Genomic DNA, 20,348 nt, shown 5'->3' on the forward strand with positions numbered 1-20,348 from the left:
CTTCAGTTGTTGATTTTCGGGTGCCCTGCGCGGCGGTGTCAGCGGCCGCGCAGGTCTTGGTCGTTATTGCTTGCCGGTGAAATCGACACCTGGCAGGGTTGTCGGGAGTTTGGCGCGATCAACGCCGATCCATTTCTTGTAAAGTTCGTCGAGCGAGCCATCAGCCGTGTGCTTGGTCACGAAATCCGTGAGAAACGCGAGCATCTCCTCGTCACCCTTGCGTACAGCCATACCCTGGAAATTGTCGGAGACCTTGTACTTGCGCTCGAACTGGGCATCGTAACCGGCCTGCTTGATAACAAGGCCGTAAGTGATGCTGCCAAGGATCGCATCAACCTGACCGGATAGAAGCGCCTGCACCGTCGTCGCATCATCATCGAAACGCTTGATTTCGGTGTTCGGCGGCGCGACCTTGACCAGCAGAGGATCGAAGGCGCTGCCGCGATTGACGCCGATCACAAACTTTCCGAGATCCTCGTTTGCCTTGATCGCCGCGTCCTTCTTGCCCCAGACAGTGATGTCGTTCGACGAGTAGGGAATGACGTACTGGATGACCTTGGCGCGTTCCTCGGTGATCGTCATGGACGGCACGAGGAAATCGACGTTGCCATTGACCAGCAGAGGAATGCGGTTCTGGCCGGTGATGCGCTCGAACTTCGCCTCGACGCCGAGTTCCTTGGCAATCATCTTTGCGATCTCGATATCGAAGCCGTCATTCTGGCCCTTCGGATCGATGAAACCCCATGGAAACTGATCCATCTGTACGCCGATTGTCGCCGTGCCCTTGGCCTTAAGTTCCTCAGGCGTCACGGCCAGCGCGGCGGTTGCAAAGGACGTTGCGGCGAAAAGCATGGCGGCAAGGCCGCTGACGACTTTCGAACGCGAAGGGGTCAATGCTGTATTGGACATGTGGTCACCTCTGGGTTGGTTTTTTGTCATGCGTTCTTGTTTTACCGAGCGGCGTTCAGACGCCTTTCGATCCGTGCGCTGCAGTAGGTCAGCGGTATGCAGATGAGGAAGTAGATGAGTGCGACCGCCCCGTAGACCTGCAACGGCTGGAAGGTGATGTTCGCCATAAGCTGGCCCGAGCGGGTCAATTCCGTCAGACCCAGCAATGCTGCAAGCGCAGTTCCTTTAACCAGGTTGACGAGGAAGCTGATGGTCGCTGGCAGGCCGATGCGAAACGCCTGCGGCAGGACGATGTCGACCATGCGGTGAGCGTAACTGATGCCGAGGGCACGTGCCGCCTCGCTTTGTCCATCAGGGACGGCCTGAATGCTGCCACGCCAGATTTCGCCGAGAAATGCGCTGGTGTGCAAAGACAAGCCAATTGTCAGCGCCACCCAGACATCAACCTTGAAGCCAAGCAGCGGCAGGCCGAAATAGACGAAGAAAAGCTGTATCAGCAGCGGTGTTCCCTGAAACACCTGAATGTAGGCAGCCATCAGGATGCGCAGCATCTTCCATTTGCTGGTACGCCCGAGCGCCACGGCGAGCCCTAGCGCGCCACCGACAGTAAAAGCCAGAAGCGACAGGACAACGGTCCAACGCGCGCCTTCCAGCAGGAACAGGAATTCTCCCCAACCAAATTGACGGATCATCGCGTTGCCTCACTTTACCGGATAGGAGAAATAGACCCGGCCAATCATGCCGAGAGCGACGGAGAAGAACTGCGAAAGCACCAGATAGATGACGCCGAGGGCGAGATAGATCTCGAAGCTGCGGAAGGTCTGGGAATCCAGCGTCTGTGCGAAGTAGGTCAGTTCTTCCGCGGAAACCGAAGACATCAGGCTCGAGTTCAGCATCAACAGGATGAACTGGCTGCAAAGCGCCGGGTACACCGCCCGTATTGCCGGGCGAAAGACGATGAAACGATAAATGTCGATGGTGTGAAGGCCGAGCGCTCGGCCCGCCTCGACCTGGCCGGCGCGAATGGACTGGACACCGCCACGAACGATCTCCGCCGCATAGGCCGCGCAATTCAGCGTCATGGCAAGGATCGCCGCCTGCTCGCCGCTCAACCGGATGCCGATCGCCGGCATGCCGAAGAAAACGAAGAACACCTGAACAAGGATCGGCGTGTTGCGGATCAGTTCGATGTAACCGATGGCGATGGCCCGCAAAGTGGGCTGCTGGCTCATGCGCATCAACATGAACACGATACCGAGGCTCAAGCCGAATATCATCGACAGGGACGACATCTTCAGCGTGCCAACCACGCCATCGACAAAGATGGGCCAGGCGGCAAAGACGGGAGCGAAATCGAATGTATAATTCATCGGCCGCTCCTTAGTGATTGAGGATCTGGCTGAGGAACGTCTTGGTCCGCTCGTGGCTCGGATTGCTGAAGAACACGTCCGGCTTGGCGCTTTCGATGATTTCGCCACGATCCATGAAGATGACGCGGTGCGCGACAGCGCGTGCGAAACCCATTTCATGCGTCACACAGATCATGGTGATGCCGTCGTCCGCCAACGAAATCATCGTATCGAGCACTTCCTTGACCATTTCCGGGTCTAGCGCTGAGGTTGGCTCATCGAACAGCATGATCTTGGGATCCATGCACAGCGCCCGGGCAATCGCCACGCGCTGCTGCTGGCCACCGGACAATTGCGCCGGGTACTTCTGAGCCTGTTCTGCGATATGCACCCGCTCGAGGTAACGCATCGCCTTATCCTTTGCCTCGGCGACAGATGCCTTGCGAACCCGGCGCTGCGCCAGCATGCAGTTTTCAAGAACGGTCAGATGGGGGAAAAGATTGAACTGCTGGAAAACCATGCCGACATCGCGGCGAATGTGATCGGCATTGTTGCCCTTATGCCCAAGCTCGGTACCGTTGACGACAATTGTACCTTCCTGGATTTCCTCCAGGTGATTGATACAGCGGATCAGTGTGGACTTTCCCGAGCCGGACGGGCCGCAGAGCACAATATGCTCACCCCGAGCGACGTTGAGGTCAATGCCTTTGAGGACATGCAGTGGACCATACCACTTGTTGACGCCGATCATCTCAATGGTTTTTTCCGACATGCTGGACCGGTTCATGGCCAGTTTCCCCTTTTTGTTCTCAAGCTTTTGGTGCGATTTCGAATATGGCGTCGACCTCGACAGACGATCCACGCGGCAACGATCCGGCACCGAGCGCCGTACGGGCATGGCGCCCCTTGTCTCCAAATATCTCGACAAGCAGATCAGAGGCGCCGTCGATCACGGCCGGATGGCCCTTGAAATCTGGCGGAGCGTTCACGAAACCTCGAAGCTGGGCGCAGGCGACAACACGCTCGAGATCGCCTTCAACAGCCTCATTCAACCGCGCCACAAGATTGAGCGCGCAAAGGCGGGCAGCCTGATAACCGTCTTCAGGAGAGATATCCTGACCAACGACGCCGACATAATGCTCAACGCCGTCGATCCTGGGGATCTGGCCCGATACAAAAACGAGATTTCCGACAAGCCTGTACGGAATGTAGTTTCCTGAAGCTGGGGCAATCGAAGGCAATACGATACCCAGCTCGGCGAGTCGTGAGGCGACACCAGCCATAGCAGCTTTCCATTTGCTTTTTGAACGCGCGGACTGCGCGGACCATGTTCCCGGAGCCAGTCGTCATCCCTCCCGTCAGGTCAGGTCGATCGCTGGATCGCTTTTTCTGGAACTGAACATTATTGAAATAGTACCTCCTGTCAATACAAAAACAAGAGATACTATCTCTTTGAAAAAATCGATCAGGACCAATCGTAAGATTATGATATTATACAGTTTTAATTATCAGACCTCGATAATCTCCCGTCGAATCTCAAAAGAGGTCATAATTTTTTTCATTTGAACCTCTTGGAAATCGCGATCCAAACGGGCGCAAACAACACACTTCGAGCAAGTGTGCGCACTCTTTATGCGGGAAAACCTACCAATGAGGTAGCATCACTGTGGCAAGTCATGCTACCTTGTCCGCATGAGATGAGTGCCGGAGGAGGCAACAAACGACATGGGTGACTTTTGGATACGCTAACGGGCCGGACCATACAGGCATTAAAAACGCACATCAGCGACAGCCGACTGGAAAACGGCTTCAAGCTGGGTTCGCTGAACGATTTATCCCAGCAGTTCGGCGTCAGCAGAACGGTCATCCGTGAGGCGGTCGCGGCATTGCGGTCTGACGGAGTTGTCGAGGCACGACATGGTGTCGGCGTGTTCGTGAAAGATGCGCAGCGCATCATTCCCGAAGAACCCGGCACATTCGATGCCGATACCGCGCTTGCACCGCTCTCCCGCCTCAAGACGTCGTTCATGGACCTGCTCGAGTTGCGAATGGCATTCGAGGTCCATGCTGCAGGGCTTGCAGCCGTCAGGCGCTCCTGGGCGCAGGAATCGAATATCTGGAACGCTGCGCGTGAGTTCGAAGCCTCGCTCGAGAATGAATCAGCGCTTGATCATCTCGACTTTGTATTTCACCGTTCGATTGCCGAGGCGACCAACAACGGAGCGTTCATTGAGTTCTTCAGTTTGATGAGCCTGCAAATTCTGCCGCAGCCCGCCTTTTCCAAAGCGCTGAACCCTGCCCTCATCACACCTGATTATGTTCAGAACACTGTCGTCGAGCATCGCGCGATCTGTGAGGCGATCAGCACCGGCAATTCAGAAAAGGCACGCGAAGCAATGCGTGCGCATTTGAACCGGAGCCATTTGCGCTATCGCGGCTTTTCAGATGGGGGAACCTCACCTCTCAGCAATGTTGCCCGAGAGGAGTGACGGGCCGTTGGAGACCCGCCCCTCTCTCGGCAGCATCAGAGTGAAGTCCTGATCGCATTCCACGACGCCGCATCAGGTGCCGCCAGAAGATGGCCGCCCGTCATGGTTGGTCTGTACGTCTCGCCCTCCATGGTCGCAGCATGTCCGCCCGCTTCGGCATGGATCAAAACACCTGCTGCGTGATCCCAGGGCTTCAGGCTTTCATTGAGGCAAAAGCTCATCGCACCGGTTGCCAGCATGCGATATTCCCATGCCGAGCAACGCCATGTCGTGACGCGCAGAAAGTTCAGCACGCGAGTGGCAAGCTTTTCGCGCCGGTCCGGCTCGAACATGTGCAATGGAATGAAACCATGCATCTCCTCAAGCGGTGTCGGTGCAGCAACCGATAGCCGTGTTTGCTTGCCATCCAGAGCCACGTGCCAGGCACCATACCCCCGACGGGCCACCAGAAAATCGCCGAGCACAGGGTAGTGGATAAGACCTGCTATGGTCTCGCCACCGGAAACGATGGCGAGGATGCTGCCGAACATCGGGGTGCCGTGAGCGAAGTGCCAGGTGCCATCGACAGGATCAATTACTGCGGCAAGATCGGCCGCTGCAAGCCGCGACAGAACGGATGCATCGTCAGACACAGCTTCTTCGCCAATGATCGCAATGCCCGGAAAGCGCGCGGTCAGCCGTGCGCTCAGACTCTTTTCTGCCGCGATGTCCGCGTCCGTGACGAGGTCATCGGCCACCGTCTTGGCGCGCATGGCGTCAGCGGTGACGCCGCGAAAACGCGGCATGATCTCAGCCTTTGCCACGTCACGCATATCGTCCATCAACGCAGACATGAGTTCGTCACTAACGGCTTTCATGCCTGCCGCGCCTCGATATAGACCTTGAGGGCTTCCGGCTGATCCGTTTGAAAAACGCTGATACCGGCATCCATCAAACGGCCCCAGATGCTATCCGGGTCGATCATCGCCTTGTCATCCCGCCATTCGCCGCTTCCAACCTGATCGAGCGTGTTGATCCACAGAGCCATATTGGCTTCACGGAAGAGATCCCGATTTTCCACAATCGTTTCGATGCGATCGAAACGCATCTCGCACATGAAGGGTTTGATTTCCGAGAGAAGCGCCATGGTGTCGTGAAACTCGCCGGCAGTGAATTTGGCCATGGCCATGAACGGTACGCCGTCGATGTTCTGATCCTGTACCCAATCCAGTTCATCGCGTGTCATGACGCGTGTTTTCAGATCGACATAAGACGTTGCCTGCATCGCCCGCGCACAAGCAGCGACTTCCGGGAAAAGACCGCGATCCTTGAGATCGAGATCGGCAAAGATACGGCCGCGAATGATCTCCAGCGCCTGCTTCAGGGTCGGGATGCGCTGATCGGACACTGCCCGGCCTTCCCCGCCATCATCTTCGCGGAGCGCAATGGCCTGCAATTCCGCCATGGTGAAAGTTTCTGCGTCGCGATCGATACCAGCCATACGTAGCAACGTATCGTCATGCATGATGAACAGTTCGCCATCAGCACTTTTGCGAATATCGAGCTCAACGATATTGGCACCGACAGCAATCGCCCGCTCGATTGCGGCAAGGCTGTTTTCAGGCGCCCCGCGCCAGGCACCGCGATGGGCAACGATGGCAGGAGCGCGCTTGGGATCGGCGATGTAGTCCTGGTAATGCGTCATTTTGTTTTCCTTGGAAATGTCCAGGCGACAGCCTGAAAAGAAGGTTTGATCCACGACGCTTCGTCAGCCTGCGGCAGCTATCGCGAGCATCGGGCCGCCGCGCTTTCGCGCGATGACCGCGAGAAAGCAGGGCGAAAACTATGGTTCAGTGATATTCCTTGATGCCTTCGCGCACGATTTCCACCGGCTTCAGGGCACCGGGAATGGCACGACCGGTTTCCCCGTCGAAGAGATGCAGGCGCTCGACTGAGAACGACAGGGATAGTGTCGACAGTGCACCAATTTCCGCGCCGAACGGGGTCGCAATGCGCAGTTGCTGACCGGCCAGATCCGCCTCGATGATCTCGTGCGAACCAAGATCCTCGCGGTAGCGAATTTCCGCTTTGAGAGAACCGCCTGATATGACGACAACATCCTCCGGGCGGATGCCCAGCTGGAAATTGCCTTTACCGTCGTAACTCGCCACCGCCTGCCCGTCCGGTAGGCGCAACGTTGTGCCATCACCCGTTACGTTGAGAACGTTCATCGGCGGTGCACCGATGAATTTCGCGACGAAGACCGATGCTGGGTGATGATAGATTTCCTTCGGCGTGCCGAACTGCTCAACTCGACCCTTGTTCAGGATGAGGATGCGATCGGCCAATGTCATCGCCTCCACCTGATCATGGGTGACGAAGACGCTGGTTGCGCCGATGCGGCGATGCAGTTCAGCGAGTTCGACACGCATATCGTGACGCAACTGCGCATCAAGATTGGAAAGAGGCTCATCGAACAGCAAGACGCCTGGTTCGCGAATGATCGCCCGTCCGATTGCGACACGCTGGCGCTGCCCACCCGAAAGCTGGCTTGGCTTGCGGGCAAGCAGATCGGCAAGGCCAAGAGTCTTAGCGACAGTGGCAACCCGCTGTGCGCGCTCGGTCTTCGAAACGCCTGCGACCTTGAGACTGTAGGCCATGTTCTGCGCAACAGTCATATGCGGATAAAGCGCATAGTTCTGGAACACCATGGCACAACCACGATGCTTGGGCTCCAGATCCTGGACCTCGCGTCCACCGATCATGATCTTGCCACCGCTGACCCGCTCAAGGCCGGCGATCATCTGCAAAAGTGTGGACTTGCCGCAGCCGGACGGACCCAGAACAACGGTAAACTCGCCCGGTCGCAGGGCCACATCAAGTGGCGGAATGACGACCGTCTTGGCATCATAGGCCTTGGTGACCCCCATGAGTTCGATATCAGCCGCTGCGGCACCTTTAGCAATCGCGGTCATTGGTCATTTCTCCGAGAGAACGAGGCCCTGAACGAGAAAGCGCTGCAAAAGTGCGATCATCGAAAGGGGAATAAGGGATACGAGTACGGCACCGGCCATAATCATCGGGTAATCTGGAACCTGCCCATCATTGTCGGGCACTAGGCGGGCAAGGCCCACCACCGCCGTTTGCATGTCCGGCGTAGAAGCGCCCACCAGCGGCCACAGATACTGCGTCCAGCCGCTGAGAAAGGTCAGGACGAACAGGGAGGCAACACTGGTGCGGGCAAGCGGCAGAAGAATATCGAACAGAAAACGGATCGGCCCTGCCCCATCCATGCGCGCCGCCTTGAACAGATCCTTGGGCAGCGTCATGAAAAACTGTCGAAACAGGAAGGTACCCGTTCCATGCGCCACCAATGGCGCGACCAGGCCCAAATGCGTATTGAGCACGCTGAGTTCGAGATGCACCGGTGCGCCGAACATGCTGGCGATGAGGGTATTAAGGCCAGTCACATCCAGCACCGCATTGAGCGGGGAAAAGACGTTGGACGCGACCTGATATGTGGTGATCACACGAATATCGAGCGGCAGCATGATCGTTGCAAGGATCAGCGCAAATATCACCCCTGCCCACCGTACGCGGAAATAGACGATCGCATAGGCCGACAGGAACGACAGCGCACACGTGGCGAAGGCGTTGGAGAAAGCCACGATCAGGCTATTGAGCATCTGGACCGGGATGCGCGTGTCTTTGATGACCTTGCCGACATTGGTGAAAAACTCGCCACCCGGATACCAGGCAAGCCCGTTGCGCAGCAGGAATTCATAGGACTGCGAGGCAGTAGACAGCGTGAGATAAAGCGGTCCGACAATATAGACGATCCCGATGAACAGCAGGATGCTGGCAACGATGTTGATGGAGCGTGCGTTCTCGATCATTTTTCAGCGCTCGTAGTTGATGCGTCGGCCGATGAAGAGGAACTGGCAGGCCGCGATGAGAATGACGAAGGCCATGAGGATCGCGGTCTGCGTGGAGGCACCTGAGAGGTCATAGCCCCTGAAACCGTCGACGTAGATCTTGTAGACCATCAGGGTCGTGGAGCCGCCCGGGCCGCCACCGGTGATCGTGTCGATCAGGGCGAAGACCGACGTGATGCTTTCGGTAAATTCCAGAACGAACGTCAGAAACAGTTGCGGCATGATGAGAGGAAGCTGCACATCGGCGATACGCCGCCATGGACCAGCGCCATCCATTGCTGCAGCCTGATACATGGTGTGTGGAATGGACCGCAGGCCGGCAAGCAGGATGACGAAATTGAATGGAATTCCGCTCCAGACATGTGCCGCCACCAGCGTGATAAAGGCATCCGTGCCATCGATACCCGGGTTCCAAAGACCGGGAAACAGTCCGTTGAGCGGCGCCATGATGCCGACAAACGGATTGAAGATGAAGGCAAAGACAACGCCGATCGAAGCACCAGCGATACCCTTTGGCCAGACGAGAATGTTGCGCGCCGGCAGCGACATGCGGATCTTGCGGTCGGCGGCGATTGCCAGCATCAACGGCACCGCAACGGCAAGGGACGATGCCGACAACATGAAGATGATCGTCCGCCAGCCGGCAATCCAGAATTCCGGGTCAGACAGGACGCGGGAGAAATTCTCGAATCCAACGAATTGCGAACCGCCGCCGAACGGCTGTTCCAGGTAAAAGGACCAGTAAAAGGCCTGAAAAACAGGCACGTAAAAAAACAGCAGGATCAGCAACATCAGGGGCGCCACCAACAGGATAGGCAGCCAGCGATTGCTGAACAGGAAAGAATCCGACGACATGGAAAAAGTCCCAGAACAGGAGACAGGTGCGGGACGGCACTGCGCCCCACACCGCGGATGCTAGGCTTGGATCAAGGCAACGTCTTACCCTTGTAGGTCTGCTCGAACCGACGCAGCAACTGGTCGCCACGCGTCTTGGCGTTATCGAGCGCCACCTGCATGGTCTGCCGTCCTGCGAAGGCTTTTTGCGTCTCTTCCATGAAGACTTCGCGGAACTGGACGTAGAAACCGAGGCGAATGCCACGTGTATCTGGCGTCGAGGGCTGATCCATGGACGCCACACCAACCTTCGCAGTGGCATATTTGGGTGAATTTGCCTCGTTGCTTTTGGCAATCTCATCAACGACGTCCGTCGTCACCGGGACGTAGCCGGTCGCCGCGGTGAAGAACATCTGCTGTTCAGGGCGACGCAGGAAGTCGAGGAACGACTTGGCCGCTTCGATCTCGGCCTTGTCATGCCCCTTCATGACATAGATGGACGCACCGCCGACAAAGGTGTTGTGACGCTCGTAGCCCTTGTACATTGGCGCCATATCGACCGTCAGTTCGTATTTGCCCTCAAACGCCTTGGCGGCGGCGGTGTATGAGCCTGATGAACCTTCCATCATCGCACATTCGCCGGCATTGAATGCCGCTGCATATTTACCGGCCTTGGTGTCGGCATCCAGCCTGACGAGCCCTTCATTTCGCCACTCGACGAGATTGGCGAGATGCTTGGCGGCAAAGGTCGTGTTGATGACATATTCAGCATCGAGGCCATCATAACCATTGTGCTTGGTCGCAATCGGCAGACCGTGACGCGCCGAGAACTGCTCCAGCACACGCCAGGTGTCGCCATCCGTAACGAAGGGGCATGCATGGCCGGCAGCTTTCAGCTTGCGAGCTGCGTCGATAACCTCTTCCCAGTTCGTCGGCGTCTGCATGACGCCCGCCTTCTGCAGTTCCGTCTTGTTCGTGTAGAACAGAAGTGTCGAAGAGTTGTAGGGCTGTGCGAACAGCTTGCCAGCGGATGTTTCGTAGTAGGCGCGCGCGCCGCCGATGTAATTATCCCACTTCACATCAGGCATCAGATCCTGCACGGGCTCGACAGCATCGGATAACATAAGGTCCAGAGTGCCAGCATCGAAAAACTGGATGAGAACCGGATGGTTCTTGGCGCGATAGGCGGCGATCGCTTTCTGCATCGACACTTCATAGCTACCCTGCCCCACACAATTGACCTTGTGCTCACTCTGCCCCGCGTTGAAGGCATCGCACTGCGCCTTAATTGCAGTCTCGACAGGGCCAGTATTGCCATACCAGAACTCAATATTGGTGGCCTGCGCCGCGCTGGCACAGCCGAGAAGTGCGACAGTCGCCGCCAAAGTGAACTTTTTCATCATGCCCTCGCTGATTTTGCGGCGAGCCTATCTGGCCCTGCCTGCGACGGCGGATTACTACACTTTACGTGTAACAATTAGATGACAAAGCAATACGCTTGAAAACACACAACTTTGGCTATAAGTGCTGAAATCAACACGACTGAACGTATGATATAAAATACACTTTATGGGTAAGGCTTTGACGGTAATGAGAGCCTATAGCGCAGAAGCCCTGATCCCCGAGCGTTTTCGCCGTGCGGGCGAGGTGGATGTTGTATCTCCCAATGAACGGCGGCTGCTGCAGCTCATCTGGCGAAATCCGGGAATCTCGCGTTCGGAAATCACCGGCCATACGGATCTCACCCAGCAGTCCGTACATCGCATCCTCGACCAGCTATCGGACCGTGGAATTATATTGCTGGGCTCGGCCAAACCGGGAATGGGCCGCGGCCAGCCAAGCCCGATGCTGCGCCTGAACGGGGCGCATGCTTATGCCTGCGGCATCTCGGTCAACACGGATGTCATTGGCATTTGCATTACGGATTTCGCCGGAAAGACCCTGGGCGAGCGCGAAGTAACGCTACGCGAAACAACCATGAGCCAGGCATTACAGCTCGTGAAACAGCATGTAAGAGACCTGCAAAGGCAAAACGACCTCAAGGACGAAAATTTCTTCGGGACCGGCTTTGCCATCGCCGGCTACCATATCGATGGCACCCGCCATAATGCGCCGCTTCCTCTGCATGAATGGTCGCTAATCGAGCTTGGGCCACTCATCGCCGACCTGTTCGACCGGCCGGCATGGGTCATCAATGGCGGCAAGTCGGGTGCGATAGCCGAATCCATGTTCGGGGCTGGCCGATTCATCCGGCACTTCGCGTATCTGAGTTTCAACTACGGTTTTGGCGGCGGCGTCATCAGCGATGGAGAACTTCTGCAGGGCGGCAACGGCAATGCAGGCGAATTCTCCGGCATGTTCGACGCGGAAGAATCGGAACGTCGCCCGGCGCTCCAATATCTGATCGACCGGCTGAACCGAAACGGCATCAACGTGCCCTCGATCCACTACATGCGCCGAAACTTCGATCGGAACTGGCCAGGCGTCAACGAATGGCTGGAAGAAACGACACCGGCCTATAACCGCCTCATCAATGCCATCCGCGCCGTGATCGATCCACAAGCGATCGTATTTGGTGGCCAGATCCCCCCAGACCTCGCCCGCATGATGATCGACAGATCGAAACTCTTCGACCGCCCACGATATGGCGTCCACCGTCCCGGACCTAAGCTGATTGTATCGGAAATTGCAACCGACGCTCCAGCCATCGGCGCCGCCATCATGCCCTTCCGCCGAACATTCTATTAGCAGCGACCCAGACATCTCGGCGCCAATGCATTCACCGTCAAAACAACGGCCTCGCCTGCTGGCGGCGATGGAAATCGGCATGGCACAGAAACATTTCCATGAGCGACGAGAATTTGTGACGCAGAGATGAAATACCCCTTGTCAGTCTCGCTATTGATGTTTAAGAGGGGCCCGCACGACGCAAGCGTTGTGCCCGCGGAGAGGTGGCAGAGTGGTCGAATGCACCGCACTCGAAATGCGGCATACGGGCAACCGTATCGTGGGTTCGAATCCCACCCTCTCCGCCATAATAAACGCTAAGGCGTAATTTCCAAACTAATCTGATTCACGGCATGGTCGCAAAGATTTTTCCATCTGCCGCACGAACTTACGGTGAGGGCACAGGCCATCCGTTGATCGACTGACTTAGCCGATAGCTCTCGCATAACGGCATAGAGGCTGAAACGCGTTAAGAACGTCAGTGCATTGGCTGTCATCCTATCCGCCAAACGCGGGATATCAAAATCACTGCTCAATCGACGGCGTTTCCGTGATCGATATAAACGACAACATCTGGCCATTGCCTCTTGTGGCTAAGACGCTATCATGACGGTGCTATTGGACGGTTAGCTTTGGGAGGAGCGATACGTGAGACGAATGTGGCCAGACGAATTTGCCTTTCTGCTAGACGGCGCGGAAGAGGTAGACCTGAATATTCCACCGGTGGCACACGAAGATGGCTCGCCTGGGAAAGCGACATCGAGAAAAGCCCTGAAAGCCCGGATCAGCCAGCAGGATTTCGAAAAGATTTGGCCTCTCGCAGAGGCCCGCTACCGGCTGGACGGCAAGTTTTCGGGCAAGGCGATCACACTCATCGCCAACAATCCCCATTACCAAAAATGGCATCCCGCCGATGGTGGCGCTGTCGAAAATATATCCGATAGCGGTCACAAATACACGACGAACTACGTCATCGTGCATTTCCTCATGGATGACGTTCGCGAACCAGTCGAAGCGTGAATTGCCCAGCGTGGCTCCCTGCCAGAAATAGGGCCGTTAGCGCGATCTTCTGGCCGGCCTGATTGCTACAAAAAACAGCCGCTAGAATCGCGGCTGTTTATAGTCAATCGCAGCGATGACCACACCTTCACAACAAGATGGATGTCGTCCGGCGAGACTTCGGCGGGGTGGATCAACAGTTTTCACTGACGACAACGTTGAACGGGAGGATTGATTGGAAGGCGGGATGTGGTCCTGCCGTCGTCAACACCTTGATCATAGCGCGGACTGCCTGATGGGCAATTTCAACGACAGGGTGAACAAGGAGAACATCGATTTCGCCAGAGGTAACGCGGCTGCGCGTACTTCTCGTCATTTCGCATCCAATCAGCGTAATGTCATTCCTCCCGCTCTTTTCAATGCCAGCGCATATGCCATCGATCCCACCGCCGGCAGCAAAAAGGACCGAAAGGCCTGAATGCTCTTTGAGCAGTTCCAATGTGACCCTTTCGGCTGTTTCATCGGACTCTTCGGTGCTCTTGGTGTTCAAGAGTTCAAGCGCAGTGGTTTGCGTTCTGAGAAAGCTTCTGAAACTCGCCTCGGCCTGTTGCTGACAGGTATACCGTTCAGATCCCACGAGAACGACCGCCTTGCCCGGGCGGGCAAGCCGGTTAGCAAACCAGCCTGCAGTGCGCCCGAGTTGATGGTCATTTGCCCCAACAAAGCCAGCACGTGCGGGTGACGAGATATCCGAGATCATTGCCACGACGGGTATCCCACGCCGCGCGAGTTCATCTGCTGCAGCACTGACCACCGGGTGATCGATGCATACGCAGGCGATCGCATCGCATTCCTTGCCAAGTTCCACGAGAGCATCGGCCGCTCTGTCCGGATCGGTATCGGTGAGATGGCTCACAACGAAATGGCCTCTCACCGCAACGGTTTTCCTGACAATTTCCGTCAATTCCTGAGCAAGCTCAGAGTAAAGCAGCCTGCTTCGACTGTTAAGAAGAAAACCGAAGCGCCGCTCCGGCGCATCGCCAAGCAGCCTGTTGCGGATCGTCTCTACGCCATAGAATCCGATATGTTCTGCAACAGCGAGAACGTGCTCCATCGTCGAGGGTTTAACCTGCCCTCGGCCACTGAGAATACGATCGATCGTGGAAACGCTAACTCTCGATTCTCGGGCGAGATCATCGATTGTTTTATGCCGGGACACTCGTGAAACCTTTTTAGTTGGTGGTGCCGCTTCTTATGACCGGTCCATCGAAGCGTCAAACTCGTTGATGCACTAACTGCGTGATCAGCGTCGCTTCGTCAAAACCCATCATTTTGAGGGCATTAGAAAGCCATCACGACCCTCATTGTGAGGGATTATGCAAATGTCAATTTTGGACATCTTGCCACACGCCGTGCGTCGATCTAGCGCAGGAAGCAACGAACCTTAGGTGCTCTATCCAAAATGCTTTTCTGTCCTCGCTCATAAGTTAGCCCAAACACAGCCGCGGTCGATTTCACCGCGCGTCCTTTCCGGCGCGCGAAAAAACCCACTTGTCTTTTCGACCGTTTGAATAACGAAAGGATTTTTCCATGAAGCGTAGAGACCTGCTTCGCTCCTTCGGAGCCGCAGTGACGACGTCGGCACTTGTTTCGCCATCGACCGCCGCTGAACTCAAGGGTTTTCCCGCACAGACAGCAATGTCACCTGACCATCTTCCGAAGCCCGCCATCAAAGGCGGCTCGTTCCAAGTGTTCACACAGGACAACGATCGCCGCACGCTCGCCGCTGTGTTCGACCGCCTGCTTCCGAGCGACACGTTCGGGCCATCTGCCACCGAAGCGGGCTGTCTTGAGTTTTTGGATGACCAACTCGCCGGACATTATGGCGAAGGGCGCGCCCTTTATCTCGAAGGCCCGGTAAAGCCTGAGAATGAAGAAGCGATCATGGGGTCGCCGCAGTTTACCCAGACGCCACGGCAGCGTTATGAAGCGGGCCTCAAGGCTCTTGAAACCTATGCACAGGCCACTGATGGCATTGCCTTCCATGCGCTTTCAGCGGATCGCATCGATGAGATTTTGACGGGCCTGGAAGAAAGTCGCATCGAACTTCCTGATGGTGTGCACGGCAAGTCGTTCTTCGAACTCATGCTGCAAAACGCCCGTGAAGGCTATCTGGCTGACCCGATTTACGGCGGAAACCGTGACATGGCGGGCTGGAAGATGATTGGCTTCCCAGGCGCCCGCTACGATTACCGGCCCTATGTCGATCGACGCGGCGAGAACCTGAACCTCGTTCCGGTCAGCCTGATCCCCAACGACTGATATCCCTTCAGGAGAAAAATAATGACGATAGAACGTCCCAAGGCGGATGTGGTCATCTGTGGGCTCGGCTGGTCCGGCTCAATCATGGCCGAAGAACTGACACGCGCTGGCCTTAACGTGGTTGCCATCGAACGCGGTGCGTGGCGAGACACCTCCACCGATTTTCCACCTGCTGTCGATCCTGACGAACTACGCTGGCATACGCGCCGCGAACTGCTGCAGCCGATGAGCGTCGAGACGACGACGTTCCGCAACAGCATGGACCAGACGGCAGCACCGGTTCGCAATTGGTCGGCTTATCAATTTGGCTGGAATGTCGGCGGCGCCGGCACCCATTGGGCAGGCATGTCCTGGCGCTTTACGCCCTGGGACTTCGAAATCGCCACCCAGACCCGGGAGCGTTACGGCGCTGCCAAAGGCGATGGTCTGCAACTGCAGGACTGGGGTGTCACCTACAAAGATATGGAGCCCTATTACGACCGGTTCGAGCGCATCGCCGGTACATCGGGCATCGCCGGCAACCTCAATGGCGACATAAAACCAGGCGGCAATCCTTTCGAAGGACCACGAAACCGCGATTACCCCACCCCGCCCCTCAAGGACACGTTCTGGATGCGCGAATTTCGCGAGGCATCAGACCGTTTGGGATATCACCCCTTCACCATTCCCGCCGGCAATATCAGTCAGGCCTATGTGAACCCGCTCGGCGTCACTATGGGGCCATGCACCTATTGTGGCTTCTGCGATTTCCATGGTTGCGGCAACTTCTCCAAATCGTCGCCGCAGGCCTGTATCCTGCCGGCATTGATGCGCCGATCGAACTTCACGCTTCTTACGCAGACTGAAGTCCTACATGCCGTCAAGCATGATGACGGCAAGACCGCCAAAGGTGTGAAGTTCGTCACCAAAGAAGGTCAGGAAGGCTTTCAACCAGCCGATATAGTCGTAATCACGGCCTATCAGATGGACAACGTCCGCCTGATGCTGCTCTCCCGCATTGGTGAACAATATGATCCAGTCAGCGGCAAGGGCACGGTGGGTCGCAATTACACCTATCAGACCTGCGGTACGGTCAATGCCTTCTTCCCGGACAAATATATCAATCCGTTCATCGGTGGCGGTGCGCTGGCGGTGCAGATTGATGATTTCAATGGCGACAACTTCGACCATTCCAAACTCGACTTCATCGGCGGCGCCGGGATCATGGGCTACTCCACCAATGGCCGGCCGATCCAGAACATGAACAACCTGCGCCCGGGCTCGAAGCGCTGGGGTTCCGCCTGGAAGGAAGCTTACGCACGCGACTACAATCAGGGCGCGGGCATCTTCATCCAGGGTACCTCGATGCCTGTTCGAGACGCGTATCTCGACCTCGATCCAACCTATCGCGATCGCCATGGCCAGCCGCTTCTCCGCTTGACCTTCGACTGGAACCAGAATGACAAAAACATGCTGAAGTACACGGTGGATCGTTCCATCGAGATCATGCGCGAAGCCGGTGGTCAGGACATCATCGTCGACAACCAGGCTGAGCACAGCTGGAACCCCTACATGCAGCATTCCTCGCACACCATTGGTGGCGCGGTTATGGGAGCGGATCCCACCACCTCGGCGCTTAACCCCTTCCTGCAGAGCTGGGACGTTCACAACGTCTTCGTCGTCGGCGCGTCCGCCTTCCCGATGAACGGCGGCTACAACCCGACGGTCACCGTCGGCGCGCTCGCGGTCCGCGCCGCGCAGGCCATCCATCAGACCTATGTGAACAACCCCGGCCCGCTGGTGAAGGGATAAGATCATGGCAAACTGGAAAAAAATCGGTGGCGGCTTGGCGATCGTTGCCGTTATCGCGGCAGCGGGCGCAGGGTTCTGGGCCTGGACCAGCCTCGAAACATCCGCGTCCGGCGTTGCCGACGACAGCGTGCGGCTGGCCGATTTCAAATCGACAGACGCCGAAGCCATAAAGCGTGGCGAATATGTGATGCGGCTGGCCGACTGCTCGGCGTGCCATACCCGCGAGAGTGGCAGGTTTGCCGGCGGCTACAACATGAAGACGCCGTTCGGGACGCTGGTCAGCTCCAACATCACGCCGGAGCCGGAAACCGGGATCGGCAACATGACCGAACGCGACTTCTTCAATTCGGTGCGGCAGGGCATCGGTCAGCATGGCCTGCTTTACCCGGCCATGCCATACACCGCCTATCGAAAACTGAGCGATCAGGACGTGCATGATCTGTGGGCCTACATGTCAACGGTCAAGCCGGTGAAAAACGATATCGACGAGAATGCCGGCATGCCCTTCCCCTTCAACATCCGACTGGCGATGGCCGGATGGGACATGCTTTTCTTCGACAATTCCGGTTTCGAGCAAGATGTTGTGAAGGATGAGGCCTGGAACCGCGGCAAATATATCGTCGACGGTCCCGGCCACTGCGCCGCCTGCCACACGCCCCGTAACCCGCTCGGCGGGGAAATGAGCTCGGCTTATCTGCAGGGTGGCAACATCGGCGCGTGGTACGCCCCGGACCTGACGTCCAATCCCCATGTCGGGCTTGGTTCGTCTACTGTCGAGGACATCGCAAATTACCTGAGGACAGGCGCCGACGGTATCGCGGTTGCCGCAGGTCCGATGGCGGAAGCCGTTGAGCATTCGACGCAATATTTCACCGAGGCCGATGCGCGCGCGGTGGGTACTTATCTCAAGTCGCTTCCGCCCTCTCCGACAGAGGCTGCAAGGCCGATGCCGACCGATACGACGGCCATGCAGACGGCTGCGCTCGCCTATGAGGTCAACTGCTCTGCATGCCACGGACTGCAGGGCGAAGGCATCGAGGGTATGGTACCCGCTTTCAAGGATAATCATGGTCTGCTGTCAGCCGATGCCACCAGTCTGATCCATGCCATGCTCCAGGGTGCTCGTGCTCCGCATACGCACGATCGCCAGACAGCGGCCGGCATGCCAGCATTCGACTGGAAAATGGACGATGTCCAGATCGCCACCTTGCTGAATTACGTTCGCAATTCCTGGGGCAATGCAGCATCCCCTGTTCAGGAAGAGGATGTCGGCCGGCTTCGGACATTCCTGAAGGCACACCAGAAAATGTCGACGCCCTGAGCAAAGAGGTGAACCACCTGATCGCCCAACAAATAATCACCCCAGCCTTGAACGTCACACGGCTGGGGAGCGATCGACCAACACGATTGATCTGGCAGGCGGCAATGGCATTTTCGTCTGCACTGATCACAGGCTAGCTAGTCAAGACATCAGTGCTTATCGCTCTGCGGTTTCGCATCCGAATTGACTGAAGGAAGAAAGAACTCGACGTCTTCCAAAGTGTCCTCATCCAACCCGGCAATGTTCTCCAGCCAGAACGCCTTGGCGGCTGGTGGGTCGTCCTGATACTGACGCACGAACGTCTTGTCATCGTCAATCATCACTTGCCTCGTGCCCCCGAGCCTCAGGTATTCTTCGGCGAGCCGGCGTGTCTGTGTCATTTCCATATCAAAGCCTCCCGACAACGAATTTGGTGACGAAATAGTCCCTGAAGAGGGACGGAGTACACTGGACAGGTAAGAAGCTCGTCTGCCGTTTCGTTGGCCATCAGGAGAAAACGGAAAAATCCTGATGTTCTTCGGCGCTGTCATGTCCGTTTGACACAGTGAAACTCCTGTGATGCAAACGCTGTGGAGTAAGGATAGTTCCTATCCAACCACATGTATCTGTCGCAGCTACTGGGCTTAAACATGGGAAGCATATCGCACGGGGCCCGGAAACTTCAGCGAGCCGCCTGCCTGAGAACCGTGACCAGGCTCTCGACATCGCGCGGGCCATTATACCTCAGGCCATTGATGAACAAGGTCGGTGTGCCGTTCACACCGCTTCTGAGACCACCTTGGAAATCATCCTCGATCTTGCGGTCGAAACGACGCGCCAGGATCTGTGCGGTGTCCGAAGATGGAAAACCCAAAACGTCGGCATAACGGCGCAGATCTCCATCCGTCAGGGCCTGCTGGTTCTCGTATAGAAGGTCGTGGGCCTGCCAGAAAAGTCCGTGGCTCGCCGCTATCTCGGCAAATTCGGCGGCACGCATGGCATGCGGATGCATCTCGGCCAAAGGAAAGTTGCGGAATACGAACAGCAGTTCGTCTCCCATAGCGCTCTGGACAGCCTTGAGAACAGGATAGGCCTCGCCGCAATAGGGGCACTCATAGTCGCCATATTCCACCAGCGTAACGGCGGCGGAGCGTGAGCCCTGGACATGGTCGTATTCATTCACGGGAATAGTGAGCCGGCTCATGCGTTTATCTCCTGCAGCGAAGGAACGGCAGCGATGGCATCAAGTGCGTCAAGAATACCATCGGCACCGGGGTTGATGCCGAGAGGAGAAACGTAACTCCAGCGAATGACACCGTCGGCATCGATCACAAACAAGGCGCGTTCAGTTATTCCGTCCGCATCCCGGTAGACTCCGTATCGGTGCGCGACCTCGCCCTTCGGTTCGAAATCGGCCAGCAATGGGAAATGCAGGTTGCGGGCTGCGGCAAATGCCGCGTGGCACCACACGCCATCCACGGAAATGCCGATGAGTTGTGCGCCACGAGCGTGAAACGCCGGAAGTGCGGCATTGTAGAGCACCATCTGGTCACCGCAGACCGGGCTCCAGTCAGCCGGATAGAAGGCCAAGATGACCGGCGCTCCCTGAAGATCCTCCAGCGCTACAGTCTGGTCCGGCGTCGAATGCAGGCTGAATGCGGGAGCGCGGGTTCCCGCCGAAAGTGCCTTGCTAGCGTTATGTTCAGACATGATT

At 56.8% G+C, this 20,348-nt stretch carries 21 protein-coding genes and 1 tRNA gene; 7 read left to right on the plus strand and 15 right to left on the minus strand.

Going from position 1 to position 20,348, the window contains the following annotated elements; all coding sequences use genetic code 11:
- Window positions 1–63: 63 nt before the first annotated feature.
- The 5 genes from HWX89_RS04475 to HWX89_RS04495 are packed head-to-tail and all read right to left on the minus strand — an operon-like array spanning window position 64 to window position 3,541.
- Window positions 64–909: a transporter substrate-binding domain-containing protein gene (locus HWX89_RS04475; protein WP_138793581.1), complete on the minus strand. Its 846-nt coding sequence runs from the start codon at window positions 907–909 to the stop codon at window positions 64–66.
- A gap of 41 nt (window positions 910–950) precedes the next feature.
- Entirely contained in the window at window positions 951–1,601 is a 651-nt protein-coding gene (locus tag HWX89_RS04480; RefSeq protein ID WP_138793580.1) for an amino acid ABC transporter permease, read from the minus strand.
- 9 nt (window positions 1,602–1,610) lie between these two features.
- Complete coding sequence (locus HWX89_RS04485) at window positions 1,611–2,279, minus strand: amino acid ABC transporter permease (RefSeq protein WP_138793579.1); 669 nt, start codon at window positions 2,277–2,279, stop codon at window positions 1,611–1,613.
- A gap of 10 nt (window positions 2,280–2,289) precedes the next feature.
- Window positions 2,290–3,030, minus strand: a complete 741-nt coding sequence (locus tag HWX89_RS04490; RefSeq protein ID WP_138793684.1) for an amino acid ABC transporter ATP-binding protein — start codon at window positions 3,028–3,030, stop codon at window positions 2,290–2,292.
- A gap of 37 nt (window positions 3,031–3,067) precedes the next feature.
- The gene (locus HWX89_RS04495) at window positions 3,068–3,541 is read right to left on the minus strand and encodes a RidA family protein (protein ID WP_138793578.1); all 474 of its coding nucleotides are present in this window, start codon (window positions 3,539–3,541) and stop codon (window positions 3,068–3,070) included.
- Window positions 3,542–3,994: 453 nt separating this feature from the next.
- Here HWX89_RS04495 and HWX89_RS04500 point away from each other — a divergent pair, with 453 nt between their 5' ends.
- On the plus strand, window positions 3,995–4,747 hold the full coding sequence (locus tag HWX89_RS04500; RefSeq protein ID WP_138793577.1) for a FadR/GntR family transcriptional regulator: 753 nt from the start codon (window positions 3,995–3,997) through the stop codon (window positions 4,745–4,747).
- A 35-nt stretch (window positions 4,748–4,782) separates the two neighbouring features.
- Here the strand turns inward: HWX89_RS04500 and HWX89_RS04505 are convergent, their stop codons facing one another.
- From HWX89_RS04505 to HWX89_RS04530, 6 genes are all read right to left on the minus strand, one after another.
- A complete protein-coding gene (locus HWX89_RS04505) occupies window positions 4,783–5,604 on the minus strand; it encodes an inositol monophosphatase family protein (protein ID WP_138793576.1) in 822 nt (273 codons plus the stop codon).
- Entirely contained in the window at window positions 5,601–6,431 is an 831-nt protein-coding gene (locus HWX89_RS04510) for a glycerophosphodiester phosphodiesterase family protein (protein WP_138793575.1), read from the minus strand. Before HWX89_RS04510 ends, HWX89_RS04505 begins: the two co-directional genes overlap by 4 nt.
- A gap of 145 nt (window positions 6,432–6,576) precedes the next feature.
- Window positions 6,577–7,701: an ABC transporter ATP-binding protein gene (locus HWX89_RS04515; RefSeq protein WP_138793574.1), complete on the minus strand. Its 1,125-nt coding sequence runs from the start codon at window positions 7,699–7,701 to the stop codon at window positions 6,577–6,579.
- Window positions 7,702–7,704: 3 nt separating this feature from the next.
- Complete coding sequence (locus HWX89_RS04520) at window positions 7,705–8,622, minus strand: ABC transporter permease subunit (RefSeq protein WP_138793573.1); 918 nt, start codon at window positions 8,620–8,622, stop codon at window positions 7,705–7,707.
- A 3-nt stretch (window positions 8,623–8,625) separates the two neighbouring features.
- Entirely contained in the window at window positions 8,626–9,516 is an 891-nt protein-coding gene (locus HWX89_RS04525; protein ID WP_138793572.1) for a carbohydrate ABC transporter permease, read from the minus strand.
- A 71-nt stretch (window positions 9,517–9,587) separates the two neighbouring features.
- Complete coding sequence (locus HWX89_RS04530) at window positions 9,588–10,895, minus strand: extracellular solute-binding protein (RefSeq protein ID WP_138793571.1); 1,308 nt, start codon at window positions 10,893–10,895, stop codon at window positions 9,588–9,590.
- Between the two features lie 190 nt (window positions 10,896–11,085).
- Between HWX89_RS04530 and HWX89_RS04535 the strand changes: the two genes are divergently transcribed.
- From HWX89_RS04535 to HWX89_RS04545, 3 genes are all read left to right on the plus strand, one after another.
- Window positions 11,086–12,243 (plus strand): ROK family transcriptional regulator, encoded by a 1,158-nt coding sequence (locus HWX89_RS04535; RefSeq protein WP_138793570.1) that lies wholly within the window; start codon window positions 11,086–11,088, stop codon window positions 12,241–12,243.
- Between the two features lie 197 nt (window positions 12,244–12,440).
- A tRNA-Ser gene (locus HWX89_RS04540) sits at window positions 12,441–12,530 on the plus strand.
- A 349-nt stretch (window positions 12,531–12,879) separates the two neighbouring features.
- Complete coding sequence (locus tag HWX89_RS04545; RefSeq protein ID WP_138793683.1) at window positions 12,880–13,242, plus strand: hypothetical protein; 363 nt, start codon at window positions 12,880–12,882, stop codon at window positions 13,240–13,242.
- Window positions 13,243–13,414: 172 nt separating this feature from the next.
- Here HWX89_RS04545 and HWX89_RS04550 read toward each other — a convergent pair whose 3' ends face one another.
- A complete protein-coding gene (locus HWX89_RS04550) occupies window positions 13,415–14,440 on the minus strand; it encodes a LacI family DNA-binding transcriptional regulator (protein WP_138793569.1) in 1,026 nt (341 codons plus the stop codon).
- Window positions 14,441–14,811: 371 nt separating this feature from the next.
- Here HWX89_RS04550 and HWX89_RS04555 point away from each other — a divergent pair, with 371 nt between their 5' ends.
- From HWX89_RS04555 to HWX89_RS04565, 3 genes are read left to right on the plus strand one after another with little or no spacing between them, the layout of a single operon-like run.
- Complete coding sequence (locus HWX89_RS04555; RefSeq protein ID WP_138793568.1) at window positions 14,812–15,543, plus strand: gluconate 2-dehydrogenase subunit 3 family protein; 732 nt, start codon at window positions 14,812–14,814, stop codon at window positions 15,541–15,543.
- Window positions 15,544–15,564: 21 nt separating this feature from the next.
- Window positions 15,565–17,334: a GMC family oxidoreductase gene (locus HWX89_RS04560; RefSeq protein WP_138793567.1), complete on the plus strand. Its 1,770-nt coding sequence runs from the start codon at window positions 15,565–15,567 to the stop codon at window positions 17,332–17,334.
- Window positions 17,335–17,338: 4 nt separating this feature from the next.
- On the plus strand, window positions 17,339–18,655 hold the full coding sequence (locus HWX89_RS04565) for a c-type cytochrome (protein ID WP_138793566.1): 1,317 nt from the start codon (window positions 17,339–17,341) through the stop codon (window positions 18,653–18,655).
- A gap of 149 nt (window positions 18,656–18,804) precedes the next feature.
- Here HWX89_RS04565 and HWX89_RS04570 read toward each other — a convergent pair whose 3' ends face one another.
- From HWX89_RS04570 to HWX89_RS04580, 3 genes are all read right to left on the minus strand, one after another.
- Window positions 18,805–19,041 (minus strand): hypothetical protein, encoded by a 237-nt coding sequence (locus HWX89_RS04570; RefSeq protein WP_138793565.1) that lies wholly within the window; start codon window positions 19,039–19,041, stop codon window positions 18,805–18,807.
- A 275-nt stretch (window positions 19,042–19,316) separates the two neighbouring features.
- On the minus strand, window positions 19,317–19,838 hold the full coding sequence (locus tag HWX89_RS04575; RefSeq protein ID WP_138793564.1) for a DsbA family protein: 522 nt from the start codon (window positions 19,836–19,838) through the stop codon (window positions 19,317–19,319).
- Window positions 19,835–20,344 (minus strand): redoxin domain-containing protein, encoded by a 510-nt coding sequence (locus tag HWX89_RS04580; RefSeq protein WP_138793563.1) that lies wholly within the window; start codon window positions 20,342–20,344, stop codon window positions 19,835–19,837. The genes HWX89_RS04575 and HWX89_RS04580 overlap by 4 nt, the downstream gene beginning before the upstream one ends.
- Window positions 20,345–20,348 lie beyond the last annotated feature (4 nt).

The sequence above is a fragment of the Rhizobium sp. RM genome (assembly GCF_013390595.1).
Classification (GTDB): Bacteria; Pseudomonadota; Alphaproteobacteria; order Rhizobiales; family Rhizobiaceae; genus Agrobacterium.

Coding starts and splice junctions, on each gene's coding strand:
- HWX89_RS04580 (WP_138793563.1), bottom strand. CDS start 20,344: ATGTCTGAACATAACGCTAGCAAGGCACTTTCGGCGGGAACCCGCGCT.
- HWX89_RS04510 (WP_138793575.1), bottom strand. CDS start 6,431: ATGACGCATTACCAGGACTACATCGCCGATCCCAAGCGCGCTCCTGCC.
- HWX89_RS04495 (WP_138793578.1), bottom strand. CDS start 3,541: ATGGCTGGTGTCGCCTCACGACTCGCCGAGCTGGGTATCGTATTGCCT.
- HWX89_RS04555 (WP_138793568.1), top strand. CDS start 14,812: ATGAAGCGTAGAGACCTGCTTCGCTCCTTCGGAGCCGCAGTGACGACG.
- HWX89_RS04570 (WP_138793565.1), bottom strand. CDS start 19,041: ATGGAAATGACACAGACACGCCGGCTCGCCGAAGAATACCTGAGGCTC.
- HWX89_RS04515 (WP_138793574.1), bottom strand. CDS start 7,701: ATGACCGCGATTGCTAAAGGTGCCGCAGCGGCTGATATCGAACTCATG.
- HWX89_RS04490 (WP_138793684.1), bottom strand. CDS start 3,030: ATGTCGGAAAAAACCATTGAGATGATCGGCGTCAACAAGTGGTATGGT.
- HWX89_RS04480 (WP_138793580.1), bottom strand. CDS start 1,601: ATGATCCGTCAATTTGGTTGGGGAGAATTCCTGTTCCTGCTGGAAGGC.
- HWX89_RS04525 (WP_138793572.1), bottom strand. CDS start 9,516: ATGTCGTCGGATTCTTTCCTGTTCAGCAATCGCTGGCTGCCTATCCTG.
- HWX89_RS04545 (WP_138793683.1), top strand. CDS start 12,880: ATGTGGCCAGACGAATTTGCCTTTCTGCTAGACGGCGCGGAAGAGGTA.
- HWX89_RS04575 (WP_138793564.1), bottom strand. CDS start 19,838: ATGAGCCGGCTCACTATTCCCGTGAATGAATACGACCATGTCCAGGGC.
- HWX89_RS04485 (WP_138793579.1), bottom strand. CDS start 2,279: ATGAATTATACATTCGATTTCGCTCCCGTCTTTGCCGCCTGGCCCATC.
- HWX89_RS04530 (WP_138793571.1), bottom strand. CDS start 10,895: ATGAAAAAGTTCACTTTGGCGGCGACTGTCGCACTTCTCGGCTGTGCC.
- HWX89_RS04475 (WP_138793581.1), bottom strand. CDS start 909: ATGTCCAATACAGCATTGACCCCTTCGCGTTCGAAAGTCGTCAGCGGC.
- HWX89_RS04560 (WP_138793567.1), top strand. CDS start 15,565: ATGACGATAGAACGTCCCAAGGCGGATGTGGTCATCTGTGGGCTCGGC.
- HWX89_RS04535 (WP_138793570.1), top strand. CDS start 11,086: ATGAGAGCCTATAGCGCAGAAGCCCTGATCCCCGAGCGTTTTCGCCGT.
- HWX89_RS04520 (WP_138793573.1), bottom strand. CDS start 8,622: ATGATCGAGAACGCACGCTCCATCAACATCGTTGCCAGCATCCTGCTG.
- HWX89_RS04565 (WP_138793566.1), top strand. CDS start 17,339: ATGGCAAACTGGAAAAAAATCGGTGGCGGCTTGGCGATCGTTGCCGTT.
- HWX89_RS04505 (WP_138793576.1), bottom strand. CDS start 5,604: ATGAAAGCCGTTAGTGACGAACTCATGTCTGCGTTGATGGACGATATG.